The sequence below is a fragment of the Pseudomonas sp. PVC-5-1 genome, assembly GCF_057444345.1.
In genome coordinates, this window is record NZ_CM172024.1 from 3,448,219 (window position 1) to 3,467,291 (window position 19,073).

At 66.1% G+C, this 19,073-nt stretch carries 15 protein-coding genes and 1 pseudogene; 2 read left to right on the top strand and 14 right to left on the bottom strand.

Annotation, left to right across the window (positions count from 1 at the left end; translation table 11 throughout):
- Window positions 1-81: 81 nt before the first annotated feature.
- The 3 genes and pseudogenes from AC2T3R_RS15570 to AC2T3R_RS15580 form a co-directional block, all read right to left on the bottom strand.
- Window positions 82-450, bottom strand: a pseudogene (locus tag AC2T3R_RS15570) (dioxygenase family protein); the annotation flags it as partial.
- A gap of 174 nt (window positions 451-624) precedes the next feature.
- The gene (gene catC, locus AC2T3R_RS15575) at window positions 625-915 is read right to left on the bottom strand and encodes a muconolactone Delta-isomerase (protein ID WP_013973066.1); all 291 of its coding nucleotides are present in this window, start codon (window positions 913-915) and stop codon (window positions 625-627) included.
- A 150-nt stretch (window positions 916-1,065) separates the two neighbouring features.
- The gene (locus AC2T3R_RS15580; RefSeq protein WP_024088025.1) at window positions 1,066-2,187 is read right to left on the bottom strand and encodes a muconate cycloisomerase family protein; all 1,122 of its coding nucleotides are present in this window, start codon (window positions 2,185-2,187) and stop codon (window positions 1,066-1,068) included.
- Window positions 2,188-2,322: 135 nt separating this feature from the next.
- Here AC2T3R_RS15580 and catR point away from each other — a divergent pair, with 135 nt between their 5' ends.
- A complete protein-coding gene (gene catR, locus AC2T3R_RS15585) occupies window positions 2,323-3,195 on the top strand; it encodes an HTH-type transcriptional regulator CatR (RefSeq protein WP_486743888.1) in 873 nt (290 codons plus the stop codon).
- 203 nt (window positions 3,196-3,398) lie between these two features.
- Entirely contained in the window at window positions 3,399-4,733 is a 1,335-nt protein-coding gene (gene dsdA / locus AC2T3R_RS15590) for a D-serine ammonia-lyase (protein ID WP_486743889.1), read from the top strand.
- A 155-nt stretch (window positions 4,734-4,888) separates the two neighbouring features.
- Here dsdA and AC2T3R_RS15595 read toward each other — a convergent pair whose 3' ends face one another.
- From AC2T3R_RS15595 to AC2T3R_RS15645, 11 genes are all read right to left on the bottom strand, one after another.
- Window positions 4,889-5,722, bottom strand: a complete 834-nt coding sequence (locus AC2T3R_RS15595) for a helix-turn-helix transcriptional regulator (RefSeq protein ID WP_486743890.1) — start codon at window positions 5,720-5,722, stop codon at window positions 4,889-4,891.
- 53 nt (window positions 5,723-5,775) lie between these two features.
- Window positions 5,776-7,188 (bottom strand): aminotransferase, encoded by a 1,413-nt coding sequence (locus AC2T3R_RS15600; RefSeq protein ID WP_486743891.1) that lies wholly within the window; start codon window positions 7,186-7,188, stop codon window positions 5,776-5,778.
- A 34-nt stretch (window positions 7,189-7,222) separates the two neighbouring features.
- Complete coding sequence (locus AC2T3R_RS15605) at window positions 7,223-8,326, bottom strand: polyamine ABC transporter substrate-binding protein (RefSeq protein ID WP_486743892.1); 1,104 nt, start codon at window positions 8,324-8,326, stop codon at window positions 7,223-7,225.
- A 250-nt stretch (window positions 8,327-8,576) separates the two neighbouring features.
- Complete coding sequence (locus AC2T3R_RS15610) at window positions 8,577-9,278, bottom strand: NAD(P)H-dependent oxidoreductase (RefSeq protein ID WP_015270763.1); 702 nt, start codon at window positions 9,276-9,278, stop codon at window positions 8,577-8,579.
- A gap of 43 nt (window positions 9,279-9,321) precedes the next feature.
- Window positions 9,322-10,737 carry an aldehyde dehydrogenase family protein gene (locus tag AC2T3R_RS15615; RefSeq protein ID WP_486743893.1) on the bottom strand — a complete coding sequence of 472 codons (1,416 nt, stop codon included), beginning with the start codon at window positions 10,735-10,737 and terminating at the stop codon, window positions 9,322-9,324.
- Window positions 10,730-11,920 carry a pyridoxal phosphate-dependent aminotransferase gene (locus AC2T3R_RS15620; RefSeq protein ID WP_486743894.1) on the bottom strand — a complete coding sequence of 397 codons (1,191 nt, stop codon included), beginning with the start codon at window positions 11,918-11,920 and terminating at the stop codon, window positions 10,730-10,732. Before AC2T3R_RS15620 ends, AC2T3R_RS15615 begins: the two co-directional genes overlap by 8 nt.
- Before the next feature lie 23 nt (window positions 11,921-11,943).
- A complete protein-coding gene (gene alr, locus AC2T3R_RS15625; RefSeq protein ID WP_039613894.1) occupies window positions 11,944-13,173 on the bottom strand; it encodes an alanine racemase in 1,230 nt (409 codons plus the stop codon).
- Between the two features lie 34 nt (window positions 13,174-13,207).
- Complete coding sequence (locus AC2T3R_RS15630; RefSeq protein WP_486743895.1) at window positions 13,208-14,815, bottom strand: 5-guanidino-2-oxopentanoate decarboxylase; 1,608 nt, start codon at window positions 14,813-14,815, stop codon at window positions 13,208-13,210.
- On the bottom strand, window positions 14,808-16,925 hold the full coding sequence (locus AC2T3R_RS15635; protein WP_486743896.1) for an acetate--CoA ligase family protein: 2,118 nt from the start codon (window positions 16,923-16,925) through the stop codon (window positions 14,808-14,810). The genes AC2T3R_RS15630 and AC2T3R_RS15635 overlap by 8 nt, the downstream gene beginning before the upstream one ends.
- Before the next feature lie 17 nt (window positions 16,926-16,942).
- A complete protein-coding gene (locus AC2T3R_RS15640) occupies window positions 16,943-18,103 on the bottom strand; it encodes an acyl-CoA dehydrogenase family protein (RefSeq protein WP_015270769.1) in 1,161 nt (386 codons plus the stop codon).
- A gap of 33 nt (window positions 18,104-18,136) precedes the next feature.
- Window positions 18,137-18,931, bottom strand: a complete 795-nt coding sequence (locus AC2T3R_RS15645) for an enoyl-CoA hydratase/isomerase family protein (protein ID WP_486743897.1) — start codon at window positions 18,929-18,931, stop codon at window positions 18,137-18,139.
- Window positions 18,932-19,073 lie beyond the last annotated feature (142 nt).

Sequence of the window (19,073 nt, forward strand, 5' to 3'; positions counted from 1 at the left end):
CAACCGCCCCTGGCAGCAAAAAGCCCAGGCCCTCCCCGCACGGAAAGGCCCAGGCAAAAACCAGTCATCGATTGATAGGGCTCAACTGTTTTGCAACGCGCGCGGGCGGTGGCTGCGTGCCTCGGCGTCTGGCGCCTTGGCCGCCTGCAGATGGAAGTCGAACGCCAGCTCGGCAAAGCGCTCACCCTCTACGCCGCGAGCACGCGCTGCCGCAGCATCCTCGACAAAGCGCAGCTCGCCGACCAGCCCGTCACGGGTGGCATAGGCAAAGTCATCCCACAAGTACTTGTCGCCGGCCAGGTTTATCTGTGTGGTCAAGTGCCGGTGCCCGGGCGCAGAGGTGAAGAAGTGCACGTGCGCCGGGCGCTGGCCGTGACGGCCGAGCAGGTCCAGGCATTCCTGGGTTGGCCCCTGCGGGTCGCAACCGTACCCCGACGGCACGATGGAACCAGGCGTGCAGTGTCCTGCAGCACACGCAGGATGATCTGTTTGAAGCGTGGGTTGCCTTCGGCATGGCCCAGGCCGGCCACTTCCTTGAAGAACGCCTGAACATCGGCAGTGTGGGAAATTTTCACGGTCATCGTGCTTGCCTCATCTTGTTCTTGTCAGGTAGACAGGTGCGACTCAGCGGTCGTCGCTGTGAATCGACGAGGGGTGCCGGCACAGGCCGTCGACCTCGATGTCCATGTACGGGAACAGCGGCAGCTGCATCAGGGTGTCGTGCAGCGCCTCGACGCTGGGTACATCGAACACGCTGTAGTTGGCGTAGTGCCCGGCAATGCGCCACAGGTGGCGCCAAGTGCCTTCGCGCTGCAGACGCTGGGCCAGTTCCTTTTCGTCGGCCTTGAGCCGGGCGGCCTTGGCCGGGTCCATGTCGACCGGCAGTTTCACGGTCATCTTCACGTGGAACAGCATGCTGGTATCTCCTTTCTCTGATTTGGCGCGAACACTGTGGGAGCGGGCGAGCCCGCGAACACGGGCGAAGCCCGTGCCATCCACCGCGTCGCCTGCTTCACGGCTAAAGCCGCTCCCACAGGGGTTGTGTGTTCTTTCAGCCAGCGTGACTCAGCGGCGGGCGAAGCGCGCCAGGCGCTGTTCGTCCAGGGTCAGGCCCAGGCCTGGGGTGCGTGGAATGTGCAACTGGAAGTCGCGGTATTGCGGCGGCTCGTTGACGATTTCTTCGGTCAGCAGCAGCGGCCCGAACAGCTCGGTGCCCCAGGTGAGCTGGCGCAGGGTCAGGAAGGCATGAGCCGAAGCCAGGGTGCCGATCGAGCCTTCGAGCATGGTCCCGCCATACAAGGCGATGCCGGCAGCCTCGGCGATTTGCGCGGTACGCAGTACGGCCCGCGGGCCGCCGTTCTTGGCTATTTTCAGGGCGAAGATGCTGGCCGCGCCGTCGGCAGCCAGGCTGAAGGCGTCCTCGACGCTTTCGATCGACTCGTCGGCCATGATCGGTGCCGGGCTGCGCTGGTTCAGGCGCACCTGGCCGCTGCGGTTGATACGCGAAATCGGTTGCTCGATCAGGTCGATGCCGTTTTCGCCAAGCACCTGGCAGGCACGGATGGCCTGGGATTCGTCCCAGTACTGGTTGACGTCGACCCGCACGCTGGCGCTGTCGCCCAGTTCGCGCTTGATCGCCACCACGTGCTTGAGGTCCTGGGCCAACGGGTTGGCGCCGATTTTCAGCTTGAACACCCGATGCCGACGAATCTCCAGCATGTGCTGGGCTTCGGCGATGTCGCGGGCGGTATCGCCGCTGGCCAAGGTCCAGGCCACTTCCAGGCTGTCGCGCACGCGGCCACCCAGCAGTTCGCTGACCGGCAGGCCCAGGCGTTTGCCCTGGGCATCGAGCAAGGCGCTTTCGATACCCGACTTGGCGAAGGTATTGCCTTTGGCCAGCTTGTCCAGCTTGAGCATGGCGGCGTTGATGTTGTCTGCCGGCAAGCCAACCAGCGCCGGCGCCAGGTGCGCATCGATGTTGGCCTTGATGCCCTCCGGGCTTTCGTAGCCATAGGCCAGGCCGCCGATGGTGGTGGCCTCGCCGATGCCTTCCACGCCATCACTGCAGCGAACACGCAATACCACAAGGGTCTGCTGCTGCATCGTGTGCATCGCCAGCTTGTGCGGGCGAATGGTCGGCAGGTCGACGATAATTGCCTCGATACGTTCAATCAGCACGCTTGTCATTGTTGCCAGGTCCCGTTGTTTCGGGCTGCCAGCCGCAGGCCCGAGTGGTGCATTTACTTGCTTGTTCAAGGATTGCGCGAGACCCTGATAGCCGTCCAATATCGAATGAATCTCCCACCATACCCTGGAGGTCTGATGGAGCTGCGCCACTTGCGTTACTTCAAGGTCCTGGCCGAAACCCTGAACTTCACTCGCGCCGCCGAGCTGCTGCACATTGCCCAGCCGCCGCTGAGCCGGCAGATCAGCCAACTCGAGGACCAGCTCGGTACCTTGCTGGTAGTGCGCGAGCGCCCGCTGCGGCTGACAGAGGCGGGTCGCTTCTTCTACGAACAGAGCTGCACCGTGCTGCAGCAGCTGCAGAACATCAGCGACAACACCCGTCGCATCGGCCAGGGCCAGCGCCAGTGGCTGGGGATCGGCTTCGCCCCGTCGACCCTGTACAAGGTGCTGCCGGAGCTGATCCGCGAGCTGCGCCAGGACAGCGAGCTGGAACTGGGCCTCAACGAGATGACCACGCTGCAGCAGGTGGAGGCGCTGAAAAGCGGGCGCATCGACATCGCCTTCGGGCGCATTCGCATCGATGACCCGGCCATTCACCAGCAAGTGCTGTGCGAGGACCCGCTGGTGGCGGTATTGCCCAAGGGTCACCCGCTGGCGAGCAGCCCGCTTACACTTGCCCAGCTGGCTGGCGAGGCGTTCATCCTCTACCCGGCCAACCCGCGGCCCAGTTATGCCGACCATGTGCTGGCACTGTTCGCCCACCACGGCATGAGCATCCGCGTCAGCCAATGGGCCAACGAACTGCAGACCGCCATCGGCCTGGTGGCCGTCGGCGTAGGCGTCACCCTGGTGCCGGCGTCGGTGCAGCAGCAGCATCGCACCGATATCGAATATGTCAGCCTGCTCGACAGCGGCGCCGTCAGCCCGATCATCCTCAGCCGGCGCAAGGGCGATGTGAGCCCGATCGTGCAGCGCTGCCTGACATTCATTGCACAACAGGCCGAATGAGGGCGCGCTCCTGCAGGATCAACAGCCTGAAGCTTGCGCGGACCCTGTGGGAGCGGGCGTGCCCGCGAACACGGGCGAAGCCCGTGCCAGCCACCGTATCGCCTGTTTCGCGGGCACGCCCGCTCCCACAGGGTTCCCGCCAATCCGCAGGAACGGCCTGATATCGCCCCCCCGGTCATCACCAACCAACAGGAAAAACCAGCATGATTCACGGCAAGACACTGCAAGCATGGTGCAGCTCCCACCCCCTGATCGAAGACCTGGTGGCCCTGCGCGAAACCCGTTGGTTCAACCCGCACATTGCCCCGGCCGCCCAGGCCCTGGCCGACGTCGGTTTGAGCGCCGCCGATGTCAGTGCTGCCAGTGCCCGCCTGGCACGCTTTGCCCCCTACCTGGCCAGCGTGTTCCCGGATACCGCTGCCACCGGCGGCATCATCGAGTCGCCACTGCGCCCGCTGCCCACCCTGCACGCCACCTTGCTGCAGGCAGCGGGCCTGCCTGCCAGCGGTTCACTTTGGCTCAAGGCCGACAGCGAGCTACCGATCTCTGGCTCGATCAAGGCCCGCGGCGGTATTCATGAAGTGCTCAAGCATGCCGAAGACCTTGCCCTGGCAGCCGGCCTGATCAGCATCGACAGCGATTACCGGGAACTGGCCAGCGACCAGGCCCGGCAATTCTTCAGCCAGTACAAGGTTGCGGTCGGCTCGACCGGCAACCTCGGCCTGTCGATCGGCATCATGAGCGCCAGGCTTGGCTTCCAGGCCACCGTGCACATGTCGGCCGATGCCCGCCAGTGGAAGAAGGACAAGCTGCGCGCCCATGGCGTGAACGTGGTCGAGTACGAAAGCGACTACAGCGTGGCGGTGGAGCAAGGGCGCCAGCAGGCGGCGGCGGACCCGGGCTGCTACTTCGTCGACGACGAGAACTCGCCACACCTGTTCCTCGGCTATGCAGTGGCGGCCGAGCGGCTGGCCGCCCAGTTCGAAGCCGCGGGCATCAAGGTAGATGCCGAGCACCCCTTGTTCGTCTACCTGCCCTGTGGGGTCGGCGGTGGCCCCGGTGGCGTGGCGTTCGGCCTGAAGCTGATCTGGGGCGACCATGTGCACTGCATCTTCGCCGAGCCCACCCACTCACCGTGCATGTTCCTGGGGGTGTATAGCGGTTTGCATGACGCCACCAGCGTGCAGGATTTCGGCATCGACAACCTGACCGCCGCCGACGGCCTGGCGGTGGGCCGCCCTTCCGGCTTTGTCGGCAAGGCGATGCAGCGTTTGCTCGATGGCTATTACACAGTCAGCGACGAGGCGCTGTACCGGCTGTTGGTATTGGCCCATGACCAGGAGAATGCGCGGCTGGAGCCTTCGGCGCTGGCGGGGATGCCGGGCATGGTCAGGGTGCTTGAAGCGCCTGAGTACCTGGCGCGCATGGGCCTGTCGGCCGGTCGCATGCAAAGGGCCACGCATTTGGTCTGGGGGACCGGTGGCAGCATGGTGCCGGAGGCGGAGTTTGCGGCCTATCTAGCCAAAGGGAGGGGCTGAGTATTTCTGGAGCTCCCATAGGTACTGAGCTGGCTTTCAGTTCCCACTTTACCTGTGGGAGCGGGCATGCCCGCGAAGCAGGCGACGCGGGGGATGGCACGGGCTTCGCCCGTGTTCGCGGGCACGCCCGCTCCCACAGAGGACCGCGTTAGCCTCTAGATTTCCAGGCAATCACCGCGCAGCCAGTCGATAAACCGCGCAAACAACTCCGACTGCGAGTTGATCTCCAGCTTCAGGTACAGGTTCTTGCGGTGCATGCGTACGGTTTCCGGCGAGATGCCCAGCTCCAGCGCGGTGGACTTCACCGAATGCCCACGCAAGATCATGTGCGCCACCTCCCGCTCACGGTCGGTCAGCACCTGGCAGCCGAAACTGTCGAACGCCGCCTGCAGGCTGCCACGCTCCGCCGAAGCGGGGCCGGGCTCCAGATGGTGCCGGGCGTAGCGCCCCAGCAGCTCGCGTACCATCGGCTCCAGCGCACGCAGCAGGTCAATCTGCCCGGCGCTCAGGCGCGTGCCGCTGCAGCCCTGGAACAGGCTCAGCGACAACTTGCGGCCAGCGCTGAGGTCGACGATGTAGTAGCTGTCTTCACTGCAACCGGTACCCAGGTAATAGGCCTTGTAGTAGTCGCTGTCGAAGAAGTTGTCCGGGGCGATCTCCTGCAGGTGGTAGAAGCCCTCGGCCAGGCCGCTCTGCACGGCCAGGCAGAACGGGTCGAGCAGGTAGCCGGCAGTGAAGTAGCGCTCCAGCACGGCGGCGCGGTGCAGGTCGGGGATGCCTTGCTGGTACAGCAGTTGCGGTGCCCGCCCCTGGCACTCGAGGCTGATCATCATCGATTCCACCTGCACCAGCTGGCCGATGGCGGCCGCCACATGCGCCAGCGCCTCGGGCGTTTCGCTGTGGGCCAGTGCGCGCTGCAGCGCCACATGCCATTGCTGCAGCGCGCCCAGTGAAAGGGTAAGCGGGGTGTCGGGAGAGGCCTGGGTCATGCCCGGCAGTCTAGCCTGCCAGGCACGCCCGCGCACAGCCCTTTGCGCCAGGTTCATCGGCCCTGGTACAGGCCAAGCGCCGTGAGTTCGCGCGCGGTTTCGATGATGCACTGGCGCAGGGTTTCGACGATCTCGTCCACCTGCGCATGGGTGACGATCAACGGCGGCGACATCACGTTCAGGTGCATGATCGGCCGCACCAGCAGCCCTTTGGCCTGGGCCTTGCTATGGATGCGTTCGCCGATGTTCACCTCGTCGGCGAACAGCGCCTTGCTGGCCTTGTCGGCAACGAACTCGACACAGGCCATCAGCTTCATGCAGCGCACATCCCCCACCAGCGGCAGCTCGCGCAGGCTTTGCAGGCGCTGTTCCAGGTAGCCGCCAACGTCCTTGACGTGCGCCAGCAAATGCTCGCGCTCGATGATCTCGATGTTTTTCAGCGCCGCAGTGCAGCACACCGGGTGGCCGCTGTAGGTGAAGCCGTGGGTGAAGCAGCGGCCCTTGCCCGGCTCGGCGATCACCTGCCAGATGCGCTCGGAGAAGATGCACGCCCCCAGCGGCAGGTAGGCCGAGGTCAGGCCCTTGGCGGTAGTGATGATGTCGGGGGTGACGCCGAACAGTTCCTCGCTGGCGAAGAAGGTGCCCAGGCGCCCGAACGAGGTCACCACTTCGTCGGCGACGAACAGGATGTCGTAGGTCTGGCACAGCTGCCACATGCGCTGGAAGTAGCCCTTGGGCGGAATGATCACCCCGCCCGAGCCCATGATCGGCTCGGCGAAGAACGCCGCCACGTTATCGGCCCCCAGCGAGAGGATCTTGTCCTCGAACTCGGCCACCAGGAAGTCGAGGAACTCGGCCTCGTCCATGTCGTGCGGGGCGCGGTACGGGTTGGGGTTGGACACGTGGTGGATCAGGTCGTGCTGATAATCGAACTCCGGCACCCGGTCAGCGGCCTTGTTGCCGAGCGACATGGTCAGCGTGGTGGAGCCGTGGTAAGCGTTGTAGCGGGCGATGATGTGCTTCTTGTGCGGCTTGCCACGGCAGTTCTGGTAGTACTGGATCAGCCGGTAGGCAGTGTCGACCGCGGTCGAGCCGCCAGTGGTGAGGAACACATGGTTCAGGTCACCCGGCGCCAGCTGCGCAAGCTTCTGGCACAGCTCGATGGCCACGCCGTTGGCCATGTCGGAGAACGGGTTGGAATAGGCCAGTTGGCGTACCTGGTCGGCAATGGCCAGGGCCATTTCCTCGCGGCCCAGGCCAATGTTGGTGCACCACATGCCGCCGACGGCATCGAGGAAGCGGTTGCCGTGGGTATCGCGGATGTAGGCGCCCTCGCCGGCAACGATGTTCAGCGCGCCTTGCTCGCGGTGCTCGTCGAACACGTGGTAGCCGTGCATGTAGTGGGCCTTGTCGGCTTCCACCAGCGGGTCGTGGGCAATGGCGAATGCTTTGCTTGGGGTGGCCATGGGCAGCTCCTTGGCAGTGATCGTTGGGCAGTGTTCAGAAACCGGTCTTGACCGTGCTCCAGACCCGGGTGATGGCGCGCATGTCCTTCGGGCTCTGGGTTTTCTGCGCGAACAGGCGCTCGCGGGTTTGCGCGTCGGGGTAGATGGCCGGGTCCTGGCGGATCTCGTCGCGCACCAGCGCCGTGGCGGCGGCGTTACTGTTGGCGTAGTGGATGTAGTCGGTGACCTTGGCCATGGTCTGCGGCTGCAGCAGGAACTCGATGAAGCGGTGGGCATTGGCCGCGTGCAGCGCATCCTTGGGGATGTACAGGTTGTCGAACCAGATCAGCGAGCCTTCCTGGGGGATGAAGAACGACAGCTTGATGTCCTTCTTCGCTTCCACCGCGCGGGCCTGGGCGGTGGCGTAGTCGCCGGACCAGGTCAGGGCCAGGCAGACATCGCCGTTGGGCAGACTGGTGAGGTAGTTGACCGAATCGAACTTGCGAATGTACGGGCGAATGCCCTGCAGCAGTTGTTCGGCCGCCTTGAGGTCGGCCGGTGATGCGCTGCGTGGGTCCTTGCCCAGGTACTGCAGGGCCAGCGGGATGACTTCGGTCGGCGCGTCCATCAGGGTGACGCCACAGTCGGCGAAGCGCGAGACGATCCTGGGGTCGAACAGCATGGCCAGCGAGCCGATGGGGGCATCGGGCATGCGCGCGGTGATCTTGTCGACGTTGTAGGTTACCCCCGAGCTGCCCCAGGTATAGGGCGCCGAGTATTTCAGGCCGGGGTCGTAGCCTTGCAGGTTGTTCACCACCTGCTGGTCGAGGTTGTGCCAACTGGGCAGTTGCCGCTTGTCCAGCGCCTGGAACACCCCGGCGCTGATCAGCGGGGGGACCAGGGAAGCGTTGAGCATGACCAGGTCGTAGCCGGAGCGGCCGGTGAGCAGTTTGGTCTGCACCGTTTCGTAGCCGTCGAAGGTGTCGTAGATGACCTTGATGCCGGTGGCCTTCTCGAAATCGGCCAGGGTGGTTTCGCCGATATAGTCGGTCCAGTTGTACAACCGCAACGTGTTACCGCTGTCCACCTCTGCCGCCTGGGCCAGGCTGGCGCCAGACGCCAGCAGCAGACCGCCAATCACCTTCAGTACCTTGCGCATGGCAACTCCATCGTGTGAGTGCTCGGGATCGAGCCGATGGGGGCACTATCGAGGGATTTGCCGAAGGGGGACATACCCCGAATGTGTGGGTGGTCGTTTTTTGGCAGAATGTCGTATGCCGACAGAATTCTGGGGCTGCTTTGCAGCCCTTTCGCGACACAAGGCCGCTCCTACAGGGTGCGCGGTTCCTGTAGGAGCGGCCTTGTGTCGCGATGGGCCGCAACGCGGCCCCAGTGGTTCGAGCAAAAGGTCACGCCAGCGGATACAACGCCTCATCAAACTGCTCCAGGCGCGGGAACACCAGTGGCTGGTCGTCCGAGAGCTGCTCCAGGCGCTGCCGGTACTGCTGCAAAAACGCCTGCCGCGCCTCGTCACTGATGTACGGCACATGCCAGGCCACGAACGGCGGCAACACCTCGAACCCCACGTAGGCCAGCGTGCCGCGCAAGATCGGCCGCAGCATGTCTTCCAGCGGCCCATGAATCGCCCCGTCGCCAAACATGTGCTCACGCCCGCCCAGGGTCACGGTCACCAGCGCTTTCTTGCCCGCCAAACCGCCCTGGTCGTAGAAGCGCTTGCCGCCATAGCACACCCCCGACACCAGCACGCGGTCGATCCAGCCCTTGAGCATGGCCGGCGCCGAGAACCAGAAGATCGGGAAGTTCAGCACCAGCAAGTCGGCCCACAGCAGCTTGTCCAGCTCCTGCCGGATATCCGCGGCAATGGCGCCACGCTTGACCCCTTGGCGCTGCTCCAGGGCATACACCAGGTACTCGGGGTTCTCGCGCTGGCTGAAGTCATCGGCGCTGGCCACCGGGTTCCAGCCCATGGCGTACAGGTCGCTGACCTGCACCTGGTGGCCCTGGGCACGGAAGGTTTCCACGGCCTGGTCACGCAGGGCAGCAGTGAACGATTGCGGCTCGGGGTGAGCGTGGACGATCAGTACATTCACAAACATTCTCCTCACACAAAACAGGTTGTCTTCCAGCTGTGGCTCAGCACTGCACCGCTTTCACCTCGACGAACTCCGCCAGGCCCTCCTCACCCCACTCACGCCCGTTGCCCGACTGCTTGTAGCCACCGAACGGTGCCTGGTAGTTGAACCCGCCACCGTTGATGAAGCACTGCCCGGCGCGTATCTGCCGCGCCAGGGCCAGGCCGTGCTCGCGGCTGCCGGCCCACACCGCACTGGACAGGCCGAACGGCGAATCGTTGGCCAGGGCCAGCGCCTGGGCCTCGTCGGCATAGGGGATCAGGCACAGCACCGGGCCGAAGATTTCCTCCTGGGCGATGCGCATGCGGTTGTCGACATCGGCGAACAAGGTCGGCGCCACGTAGAAGCCGCGCTCGAAGCCGGCCGGCGTATCACCGCCGCACAGCAGGCGCGCGCCCTCTTCCTGGCCCAGGCGAATGTAGTCGAGCACGGTGCGCCGCTGGCCTGCCGAACACATCGGCCCGAGGAAGCTGGCCGGGTCACGCGGGTCGCCCATGACCAGCGAACGGGTCTCGGCCTCGGCAATCTCCAGCGCCTCGGCGTAGCGGCTGGCCGGCAGCAGCATGCGGGTCAGGGCCGTGCAGGTCTGCCCCGAGTTGATCATCACGTCCTGCACGCCATGGCGCACCGCCGCGTGCAGGTCGGCGTCGGCGGTGATCAGCAGCGGCGACTTGCCGCCCAGCTCCAGGCACACCCGCTTCACCGTCGGCGCGGCCGCCTGGGCCACGCGCACCCCGGCGCCGGTGGAGCCGGTGAACGACACCATGTCCACCTGCGGGTGCCGGGCCAGGGCCTCGCCAACCTTGGCCCCCGGCCCGCTGACCAGGTTGAACACCCCGGCCGGCAGGCCGATGGCCTCGATCATCTCGGCCAGCAGGAACGCATGCAGCGGTGTTTCCTGGCTGGGCTTGACCACCACCGTGCAGCCGGCGGCCAGGGCCGGCGCCAGCTTGCCGATCATCTGGTGCAGCGGGTAGTTCCACGGGTTGATGAACGCGCACACGCCAACGGCTTCGCGGTACACCAGCGAGTTGCCGACTTCGCGCACCTCATCCATCAGCCCGGCCAGTTCGGCGTACTGCTCCAGCCCGGCAATCGGGCCCTCCACCTGTACCGCCTGGCACCACTGCACCGGCATGCCCAACTCGTCGGTGATGACCGAGGCCATTTCCGCCGCGCGGCTTTTCAGCTGTGCAGCCAGCGCCGTTATATAGCCGGCACGTACGCTGGACGGCGTGCGCGACCAGCCATCGAAGGCCCGCCGCGCGGCCATGACCGCCCGTTCGACATCGGCCTCGGCGCCCAGCGGCACCCGGCCGATGGCCTGTTCGGTGGCCGGGTCGATCACCTCGGCCATGCCCTGCCCGCTCGGTACCTGCCAGGCGCCGTCGATGTACAGCCGCGCATATTCACGCATTGGCCTGCCCCTGCATCAGTGCGGCGGCGCAGCGGGCGATGCGCCGGCAAGCGTCGGCCAAGGCCTCGTCACCCAATACCAGGCCCAGGCGGATATGCCCGGCAGCGCTGGGGCCGAAGGCTTCGCCAGCGAGCACCGACACACCCTGGCTGTCGAGCAGGCGATCGGCGAAGGCCTGGGCGCTGAGGCCGGTCTCGCGGATGTCGACCATCACGAACATGCCGCCATCGGGCTTGAGCACCTTGATGCCCGGGCAGTCGGCCAACTGCTCGCACACCAGGTCGCGACGCTGGCGATAGGCTTCGCGCATGACATCCAGTTCCGGCAGCTGCTGCTCCAGTGCCACCACGGCGGCGTCCTGGATGAAGTCCGGCGAACCGTACAGCATGCACAGGGCGAGGTTTTCCAGATGGGTGGCAAGCTCGGTCGAACCGACCACCCAGCCCACCCGCCAACCGGTCATGGCATGCGACTTCGACAGGCTGTTGAGGGTGGCGGTGCGCTCGGCCATGCCCGGCAGGCTGCCAGGGCTGACATGCTCGCCGTCGTACAACAGCTCGCTGTACACCTCGTCAGAGATCAACCACAGATCGTGGGCGATGCACAGCTCGGCCAGCGCCTCCCAGGTGGCGCGCGGCAGGCTCGCCCCCGAGGGGTTGTGCGGGCTGTTCAGGGCCAGGGCGCGGGTGCGCGGGGTGATGCGCGCGGCCACGTCACACGGGCACACGCGAAAGCCGTTCTCCGGCTTGACCGGCACCGGCACCACCTTGGCGCCACAAGCCCCGAACACCGCCTCGTAGGTCACGTACATGGGCTCGGCGACAATTACCTCGTCACCCGGGTCGAGCACGCACTGGGCCACGCAGTACAACGCGCACTGGGCCCCCGCCAGTACCGTCACCTGGTCGGCATCGACGGCCTGGCCGCTGCGCTGGCGGTGGCGGTTGGCGATGGCCTGGCGCAGCGCCAGCTTGCCGCGCACATCGGCGTAATGGGTGTGGCCCGAACGCAGGCTGTCGATGGCCGCCTCGACGATCGGCGCGGGGGTGTCGAAGTCCGGGTCACCCACCGAAAGCAGCAGGATATCCCTACCCTCGGCCTGCAGCGCCAGGGCGCGATAGTGGATGTCCCAGGCCGCAGCCCCGTCGCCGGCGATGCGTTGAGTGAGCTTGGCGTAGCGCATGGCAATCTCCCTTCATTGGCAGTTCAGTCGACGAGAATCTTCGGGTTGGAACTGCCCCATACGGTGTAGAGGTCGGCGAGCAAGGCGCCGTTGATTTCTTCTATCTCGGCCTGGGTGATCTCCCCCCCGGCCTGTTTGCCGAACAACACCACTTCGTTGCCCCCCTTCACATCGGGGAAGTCGGTGACATCGACCATCAAGGTGTTCATCGACACCTTGCCCACCACTGGCACTCGGTGGCCGTTGATCAGCACATGGCCCTTGTTGGTGAACACCCGGCGGTAGCCATCGGAGTAACCCACGGTGATGTTGGCCAGGCGCGAATCACGCGCCAGGGTGAAGGTGCGGTCGTAGCCGACGGTGTTGCCTGCCGGGTAGCTGTGCACCGCCGCCACGTGCGACTTGAACTGCATGACACGTTGGTATTCGGTGCGCGTCGGCACGGTGTCGCCGAACAGCGCGCCACCGGTACGCACCATGTCCAGGTGCGCTTCCGGCACTTCCAGCGTAGCGAAGGAGTTGGCGGCATGCAGGGTGAGCTTGCTGCGATCAAGTTTCGCGTGCTTGATCAGCCAGTCGGTCTGTTCGTTGAACGCTGCCAGGCCTTTGCGCACATCGTCCTTGTCTTCCACGGCGAAGTGAGTCATCAGCGCGACCAGCTGGAGGTGCTTCTGGTCAGTGATCTGCAGCGCTTCACCCCGGCCGGACCAGGTGGTCATTTCCACGCCGTTGCGGCTCATGCCACTGGAATTGAGCGCCATGTGAATGCGCAGGGTCTTGCCGTGGCGTTCGGCGATGGCATCGAGCTGGCGGGCGAACTCGGCGCTGCCAACCAGCTCTTCCATGTCGTACTGCAAGGCATCTTCCACTTCGCCGAGGCTGGCCAGGCGTACCCGCACCAGTTGCCCGGTGAAGCCGCTGGCGCGGACCACGCGTGCCTCCTCGTTGCTGGCCACCGCCACGCAGGGCACGCCCTGGGCGATGATCGACGGCATGACCAGGCCGATACCGTGGCCATAGGCGTCGGCCTTGAGCACGGCGCACAGCTTGGACTTGCCGCCCAGCTCGGCCTGCAAGGTACGGATGTTGTGTTGCAGTGCGCCGGCACTGATTTCGACCCAGGCGTTGCTGTTCTGCGCGGTCAGGGCGGCGGTGCCGTTGTCCATCGACAGGGGCGGTGCGGCGTACAGCGGGGCCTGGCCAGTGATCAGCAGAGCGAGGGATGCAGCCAGGAGGGTACGGCTGAATTGCATGGTGATTTCTCTTGTTGTTCGTGGTGTCTGCCGCTTAGCAGACGCAGGTGTGTTTGAGTTCGATGAAGGTGACGCCGGGGGTGGCGAAACCGCTGGCCAGATCGGCCTGCAGCGCATCCAGATCACGCGGCTGGCGCACCGTGCAACCAAAGGCACGGGCCAGGCCGATGAAGTCCGGGTTGCGCGGCAGTACGCCGACCGGCTCGATGTCCAGGTCGAGCATGTCGTCACGGATCTGGCCAAGGGCGTCATTGTTCCACAACAGCACGACCAACGGTCGGTCCAGTTCCTCGACTGCCGTGGCCAGTTCCTGGGCGGTGTAGAGGAAGCCGCCGTCGCCCACCAGCACCAGGCCGGGGCGGTGGTCGCTGGCGAACATGCCGCCGATGCCGGCCGGCAGGCCGTAGCCCAGGGTGCCGTAGCCGGTGGGGTGCAGCCAGCTGCGCGGCGCCCGGCTGGCGAAGGCGTAGTTGCCGGTATAGGCCAGCTGGGTCATGTCGCTGCTGATGAAGGCATCGTCGGGCAGCACGGCGGCAATGCGGTCGAGGATTGCCTGGTGCACGGCCTGCAGCGGCGCATGCCCGCTGCGAATGGCCTGGCGCAGGTTGGCCACGGCTTCGCTGGCCTGGGCCGGGTCACGGTCCAGCGCTGGCAGGTGCTCGAGCAGGCCGGCCAGGGTTTGCCGGGCATCGCCGTGCAGGGCAATGGCACAGGGGTAGAAGTCGTTGAACTTGCGCGGGTCGATATCCACGCGCAGCAGCTCGCCGCTGATTGGCAGGCGCTCGCGCCAGAAGTCGGTGTCGGCCATTTCGGTACCCACTGCCAGCACCACGTCGGCCTGGCTGATCAGCTGCCAGCCGGGCTCGACGCACAGGCTGGCGCCGGCATTCAGTGGTGCGTCCGCAGGCAGCAGGCCCTTGCCGGCCACGCTGGTGAACAATGGCGCTGCCAGCCGGGTGCTCAGCTGCTGCAGCTGCTCGGCCGCGTGCAATGCCCCACCACCGGCAATGATCATCGGCCGCTTGGCGGCGGCCAGCTTCACGGCGGCCTGGTCGAGGATGTCGCGGCACGGCTGGCCACGCCCGGGGCGGCGCACCACCTCATTGCTCCAGTCACGGCTGACCGGCGCGGCCAGTACGTCCAGCGGCACCGAGATGTGCACCGGGCGCGGCCGTTCGCTGTCGAACACGGCCCAGGCGCGAGCGATCAGCTCGGGCAGGTCGTCGCCGCGCAGGGCCACGGCAGAGAACGCGGTAATCGGCGCGGTCATGGCGCGCTGGTCCTGGGTTTCGTGCAGACAGCCCCAGCCCTTGCCCAGGCTGGCAGTGTGGTTGACACTGGAAATTACCAGCATCGGGATGGAGTCGGCGTAGGCCTGGCCGATGGCGGTGGCGGCATTGGTCACGCCCGGGCCGGTGATGACGAAGCACACCCCCGGTTTGCCGCTTACCCGTGCATAGCCGTCGGCCATGAAGCCGGCGCCCTGCTCGTGGCGGGTCAGCACGTGGCGGATGCCGCTACCCGGCAGGCCGCGGTACAGCTCCAGGGTGTGCACGCCGGGGATGCCGAATACCGTCTCCACGCCGTAGTTGGCCAGCAGGCGCACCAACGCCTGGCCGGCGGTCGGGGTGTGCTTATTCATGTCGTTCTCCTTGCGCCTGGCCGAGGCGGATCAGCGCGTCGACCGCGGTGGTGCCGTGGGCACCGACCATCAATGGGTTCACATCCAGCTCCAGCAGTTGCCCGGCGTTTTCGCAGGCGTAGTCGGCCACCGCGCGGATAGCCGCAACCAGTGCGTCGAGGTCGGCGGCCGGGCGGCCACGGAAGCCTTGCAGCAGGCTGGCACTGCGCAGGCCGAGCAGCGCGCTGCGGATGGCATCGTCGGTGGTCGGCAGCAACAGGCTGACGCTATCCTTGAGCAGCTCGACCAGCACGCCACCGGCACCGATCACCAGGGCCAGGGCGAAGTCGTGCTCGCGCTTGATGCCGACGATCAGTTCGGCCAGCGGCGGCTCGGCCATCGGTTCGAGCAGCACCTGGTCGAACGCTACCTGCGGGGCGTAGGCGGCGATACGCTGGCGCATCTGCACCAGCGCAACCTCAAGGGCGGCGGCATCGCGCAGGTTCAGCGCCACCGCACCGGCTTCGGTCTTGTGCGGCAGTTGCACGCTGACCGCCTTCAGTACCAGCGGGTAGCCGACGCGGGCGGCGTCTGTCACGGCGCGCTCGGGTGTGCTCAGCACCCCTGCCGGTACCGGCAGGCCGAAGGCACGCAGGGCTTGCTTGGATTGCCATTCGTCCAGCAGCAGGCCCTCGCCCTCAAGGGCCTGCGGGCACAGCGGCACCCGCGTGGCCTCACCCTGTTCCAGCAGCCGCTGGCGGTTGCGCTGGTAGGCGACGATGCGCCCCCAGGCTGCCAGGCCATCCTCCACGCCCTGCAGGGCGGCGATGCCACGCGCGTGCAAACGCTCGCGCGCGCAGGCGGGCAACAACTCCGGGAATGCCGAGGTGACGAAGCCGAGCTTGCCGTGGCGTTCCAGCGCATCGCAGTACAGCGCCAGCAGCAGGTCGCATTCCTTGCGTTCGCCGGTGAACGCCGCCGGGTAGTCCAGCACCAGCATGGCCGCGTCGGCTGCGCCGCTCAGGGTGCTGTCGAGCATGCGTTGCAGGGCCGCTGCATCACCCCAGATGGCCGTGGTGAAGTCCAGCGGGTTGACCAGGTTGGCATAGGCCGGCAGCACCTCGGCCAACTGCGTCACCTGCCCTTGTGCGAGCTTCGGCAGGACCAGCTGGTTGCGCTCGGCATAGTCGGCGATCAAGCCGGCATCGCCACCGGAACAAGCCAGGGCGATCAGCTCGCCATTCACCGGTAGGCGCCCACAGGCGGCGGCCTTGAGGGTTTCAACGAAGCTCACCGGGCCACTGACGCGGATCACGCCCAGGCGCTGGAACAGGCTGTCGTACAAGGCATCGGAGCCGGACAGCGAGCTGGTGTGGCTGAGCGCCAGTTCGGCGCCAATCTGCGACACGCCGGTCTTCAGCGCAATGATCGGCGTGCCCTGCTGCAATGCCTTGCAGGCAGCACGGGCGAAGCCCGGCACGTTCTTCAGGCCTTCCAGGTGCAGGCCGATGGCGGTTACCCGTGGGTCGTCGAGCAGCACGTCCATCAGCTCGGCCACGCCCAGTTGCGCCTGGTTGCCGACCGAGGCCATGTAGGCCACCGGCAGCGAGCGGTCGCTCATCGACAGGTTGTAGGCGAAGTTGCCGCTCTGGGTGAGGATCGCCACGCCCTTCTCCACCTGCTGGCCACCATGGGCCACCGGCCACAGGGCAGCGCCGTGCAGGTAGTCGAGCAGGCCGTAGCAGTTGGGGCCGAGCAAGGCCATGTTGCCGGCGGCGGCGAGCAGGCGCTGCTGCAGCTGGCGGCCCTCTTCGCCGCTTTCGGCAAAGCCCGAGGCATAGCAGATGGCGCCACCGGCGCCGCGTGCAGCCAGCTCGGCAACGCACTGCAGGGTCAGCTCGCGGTTGGTGGCGATGAACACCGCGTCCGGGGCATGGGGCAAGTCGGCCACACGCGCCACACAGGGAATGCCTTCGAGGCTGTCATGCTGCGGGTTGACCAGCCACAGCTCGCCGCCAAAGCCACCTTCGGCGCAGCGCTTGAGCGCCCGCGCCATGCTGCGCCCGCCGACGAAGGCCAGGTGCCGGGGTGCCAGCAGGCGCTTGAGGTTGTCACGAATCGAATGCGACATGGGTGTTCTCCTGGCGCTCAGCGCAGCAGCGGGCGCAGCAGTTCGCGGGCGATGATGTGCCGCTGGATTTCCGAGGTGCCTTCCCAGATGCGCTCGATGCGTGCGTTGCGCCAGATGCGCTCGACCGGCCCTTCATCCATCAGGCCCATGCCACCGAAGATCTGTACGGCTTCGTCGGCAACCTTGCCCAGCACCTCGCTGGCGAACAGCTTGGCCATGCCGGCCTCGCCGTCGGTCATGCTGCCCTGGTCCATCTTCCAGGCGGTGTGCAGGGTGAGCATTTCCGCAGCGCGAATCTGCGTGGCCATGTCGGCGAGCTTGAACGACACGCCCTGGTAGCTGCCGATGGCCTGGCCGAACTGCTTGCGGTCGGCGGCCCATTGCAGCGACAGGTCGAGGGCACGCTGGGCCTGGCCCACGCAGTTGGCGGCGACCATCACCCGGCCGGCGGTGAGCCAGGCGTTGGCCACCTCCCAGCCCTTGCCGACCTCGCCCAGCACCTTGCTGGCCGGCACCCGGCAGTCGTCGAAGAACAGCTCGTAGGTGTGGTAGCCACGGTTGCTCACGCACTTGGGGCCACGGCGAATGGTCATGCCCGGCGTACCACGGTCGACCAGGAAGGCCGTTACCGCATTGCGCTTGCGCCCGTTGTGCTCGTAGGTGTCGGTGACGGCGAAGACGATGGCGAAATCGGCGTGGCCGGCATGGCTGATGAAGTGCTTGCTGCCGTTGATGACGAAGTCGTCACCCTGGCGCACAGCACGGGTCTTGATGGCGTTGGCATCGGAGCCGGCGCCCGGCTCGGTGAGGGCGAAGCAGTCGATCTTCTCGCCCTGCACGCAGGGCAACAGGTAGTCGTTGATCTGCTCGTCCTTGCAGGCCATGAGGATTTTCGATGGCCGCGCGACGAACACGTGCAGGGCCCAGGACACCTTGGACAGTTCGCGCTCGATAAGCGCCTGGGACAGATAGTCCAGGCCACCGCCGCCGACCTCCTCGGGCATGTTGAAGGCATAGAACCCGGCGGCGATGGCCTTGCCGCGGATCTGCGCAGCCAGCTCGGGCGATACGGCATCGGCACGGTCCACTGCCTCCTCATGGGGCAGCAGCTCCTTGGCGACAAAACTGCGTACCGCTTCCACCAACATTTCTTGTTCTTGGGTCAGTTGGAAATTCATCTGCGAAGGTCCTGGTGAGGGTCGGTTATCGGGTTACTGGCCGGTAAAACGGGGGGCGCGGCGTTCCACCGAGGCTTGCAGCGCCTCGGCACCGTCCTGGCTGCGGCCGCACAGCAGGCCGGCCTGGCGCTCGGCCTCCAGCTGCTCGGCCAGGGTGCGCCGCGCGCCATCGCGGATCAGCCGCTTGGTCTGCGCGTAGGCGAAGGTGGGGCCGTTGGCCAGGCGCCCGGCCAGCTCGGCGGCCACGGCGGGCAGTTGCTCGTCGGCACAGACTTCGCTGACCAGCCCGGCCGCCAGGGCACGTTCGGCACCCCACAGTTCATCGAGGAACAACAGGCGCTTGGCCTGCTCGCTGCCGATCAGCCGTGGCAGGTGCCAGCTGGCACCGGCATCGGGGCTGTAGCCCATGCTGGTGTAGCCGGCCTTGAAGCGCGCCGAGGCCGCGGCGATGCGCAGGTCGCAGCACAGGCTGAGGTCCATGCCACCGCCCACGGCGGTGCCGTTGATGGCAGCGATGGTGGGCTTGTCGAGGCTGTGCAGGCGCAACATCAGGGCGTGGGCGGTTTCGGTCCAGCCGTAGCTTTCCAGTGTGCCCTGGGCCTCGGCCGCGGCCCATTCGGCCAGGTCGGCACCAGCGCAGAAGCTGCGGCCGCTGCCGGTCAGCACCACCACGCGCACGGCCGGGTCGCGATTGCAGGTTTCCAGCAGGGCGTGCAGTTGCTTGAGGGTGGGGATGTCCAGCGCATTGCGCTGCTCGGGGCGGTTGAGGGTGATCCAGGCAACGCCGGCTTCGACCTTGCTCAACAGTGACGACGACGGGGTGGTCATGGGGGGCCTCGGTGTTGTTGTGATGGTTTGAGAGGGCTTGATGGGGGAGATACTAAACGAGTGTTCAACAAGGCGGCAATTGGGTTGGGATGGGGCTGTAACAACGCTTGAAAACTATATATGTCGTTGTTTTTATTAGTCT